Source organism: Wolbachia endosymbiont of Drosophila leontia, assembly GCF_028981785.1.
Taxonomy (GTDB): Bacteria; Pseudomonadota; Alphaproteobacteria; order Rickettsiales; family Anaplasmataceae; genus Wolbachia; species Wolbachia pipientis.
Genome location: NZ_JAPQLK010000057.1, coordinates 1 through 2670, shown reverse-complemented (window position 1 = coordinate 2670; position 2670 = coordinate 1). Strand labels below are relative to the sequence as shown.

Sequence of the window (2670 nt, the reverse complement as noted above, 5' to 3'; positions counted from 1 at the left end):
ACACCAGCTTGCAAATGATTGTCCTTTCCTTCATTTCTCTCCCATTACGAAGATTTTAAACAGGTTCTAACAAAACGTTAAGGGATTTATCTCATGCATTAGAAGGTTTTACAGGTGAGGCAAAAGGTATAGCTGAGTTTGTTATATATACTGACTTGAACAATTATGTAGAACAGCCACTAGGTCTTTTTAAAACATTAATGAATAGAATTTTGGGAAAAAATTTTCCAACCAAGAACAGTAGTATAAGTAATTTTGTAAATGATGAGTTGTCAAGTTTCACTTTAGAAACAGCAGCTAAGTATACAAGAATTTTAAAAAAAATTGATCTCTTGGAACAATTAGAAAAAGATTTCAGAAAAAATAATATTTTAAAAGGTTCTTTAAATTTAGAACAAAGTGAAAAGAGTCAAGGAAAAGATAGATCACACGAAGTGAGTTTGGAAGGTAGAAAGCAAAAGGAAGGTACTTTTGAGCTGCGAAAAGAAGAACGGCCGAAAGAAAAATTAGGTGGTAATCGCATGAGGCAAATAAAGCGACCAACAACAGCACCTCCGGCTGCTCCAGATTCGAGGAAGGTACGCTTTAAATCAGAAATATCCTCAGATGGAGAAAGCAAGGCAAAGTCTACATCTTCTTTACTAAAAGGAGCTAATAGTTTTAGTATGCCTGATGCTAAGGAAAATCCTTCTGAGGATTCAGGCTATGAAAGTTCATTAGATCAGGGGTCTGAATATGAAGACATATCAAATTATCAAGAGAAAAAGCAAAAGGAAAATCCTTTATATAAGCAGAGAGAAGATTCAGGCTATGGAAGTTCATTAAATGAAGAGTCTGTATACAAAGAGATATCAAATTATCAAGAGAAGGAGAGTAAAATTTTAATAGAAAATTCGCAGAGTTCAAAATCGCCCAAAGAAGAGCCAATTTATGCAACAGTTCCTAAAGAACATATAGAAGCAAAAAGAGAACGTAAGCAGAAACAACAACCTCAATCCCTCGTACCACCAAAACCACCGCAAGTGCCAAAAAAAATGTTTACTACTGGTCAAGAAGTTAGACAAGAATCGAAAGTGGTAATCAAAGATAAACCTGCAGTACCGCCAAAGCCTAAAAATCTAAGCCGTGCTAATCAAAAAGTAAGCACAGAGCCAAAAGTAGTAGGAGTAATTCTTAAAAAATTAGCTGAAAGAGTACCACTAAAATCTGAAAATCAAGACAATAGGAAATCAGCACAAAAAGCTGCTGGTAAGGCGATACCAAAAGTAGCAGCAGCTACTATGAAAGGAGGAGCTAATCGCGAGATGGGCAGTAAAGTAAAGGCATTAAAAGAAAAATTTGAGCAAAATCAAGCAAAAGGAAATGCTAATGTACAGCTTGCTGAAAGCAAAACCACTCCAGCAGCACAAGCGGATATCGGTGTGAAGAAAAAACAATCTCATTCATTTCTAACAGAGGATAAAAGATCTGCAACGAAACACGTAACAGCAAAATCTGATCCAAAATCTCATGTCAGCAAAAATTCCCTTCTCACGCATGCAAATGTAAAGGAAATGGTTGCACAAATTGAGAAAGGAAAAGGAGGAAGATAGTAACATTTGGGAAAAAAACATATGTGTCAAGTCAAGAGATTGTGAGCAAATTTAGGAAATTATAGCTAAACTGACTTAGATTTACCGACAATTTGAAAAACCGTCATTCCGCTAACTATAGTATTTTCGAAAGCGAATGATAAAGGTATAATATGTTTTTTTAAAGTAGGGAAAGCGATGGTATATAGTGTAGATTTAAGGGAAAAAGCAGTGTCTTTGGTAGAAAAAGGAAAGTCAAAGGTTGAAGTTGCAGAGGTTTTTGAGATAGGGATAGCAACACTATATAGATGGCTAAAAAAGAAAGCTACTGGCCAAGGTCTCAAAGCGGTAAAAAGTACTGGTTTTATTCGAAAAATAGATCCAGAAATACTCAAAGAATATGTCAAAAAACACCCAGATCACACACTAGCAGAAATGAAACAAAACCTTGGCTTTGGGATAAGTGCAATTTGGTATAGATTAAGACAGCTAAAAATAACCTTTAAAAAAAGTCACATTCTATCAAGAGCGCAATCAAGAAGATAGGCAGCAATTTATCGATAAAGTCTCAAAAATAGACCACTGTAGCATTTTATATATAGATGAAGCAGGAGTTGATAATAGACTATACCGAGAATATGCACGAGCTCCACGAGGAGAAAAAATATATGCTGATGTTCCAGGAAAAAAGCGGGAAAGAGTGAGTATAATAGGTGGATGAGAAGTTTATTGCACCAATGACCTTCACAGGAGGGTGTAATAAAGATATATTTAATGTATGGTTAGAGCGAAGATTACTTCCGCAATTACAGCGTGATACAACCATAGTTATGGATAATGCTACATTCCATAAAACTCCCAAAACAAAGTCATTAATAGAGTCTTTTGGCTGTCATTTGCTTTATCTTCCAACATATTCACCTGATCTAAATCCGATAGAGCATTGTTGGCACACCATCAAAAGTTGCCTTAGAACCTGTTAAGGATCTCGAAAATATGAGGTAAAATAAGCATAGTTAAGAAAGAGGTATATCTATGCAAAAAAGCTATCCAAGAGATATAAGTAAAGAACAATTTGAAAAAATTAGACCAATACTGG

General features: G+C 35.2%; 3 protein-coding genes. All 3 read left to right on the top strand.

All coding sequences use genetic code 11. The features are described from left to right. The first annotated feature begins 200 nt into the window (after positions 1–200). The 3 genes from OZD63_RS01855 (at position 201) to OZD63_RS01845 (ending at position 2554) form a co-directional block, all read left to right on the top strand. Complete coding sequence (locus OZD63_RS01855) at positions 201–1592, top strand: hypothetical protein (protein ID WP_275007979.1); 1392 nt, start codon at positions 201–203, stop codon at positions 1590–1592. Between the two features lie 177 nt (positions 1593–1769). After that, entirely contained in the window at positions 1770–2117 is a 348-nt protein-coding gene (locus tag OZD63_RS01850) for an IS630 transposase-related protein (RefSeq protein ID WP_022626382.1), read from the top strand. A 167-nt stretch (positions 2118–2284) separates the two neighbouring features. Continuing rightward, positions 2285–2554, top strand: coding sequence for a transposase (locus OZD63_RS01845; RefSeq protein ID WP_275007978.1), 270 nt, complete (start codon positions 2285–2287; stop codon positions 2552–2554). Positions 2555–2670: the final 116 nt, after the last annotated feature.

Excerpts from the sequence above, each read along its gene's own strand:
- OZD63_RS01855 (WP_275007979.1), top strand. The coding sequence starts at position 201 with ATGAATAGAATTTTGGGAAAAAATTTTCCAACCAAGAACAGTAGTATA.
- OZD63_RS01850 (WP_022626382.1), top strand. The coding sequence starts at position 1,770 with ATGGTATATAGTGTAGATTTAAGGGAAAAAGCAGTGTCTTTGGTAGAA.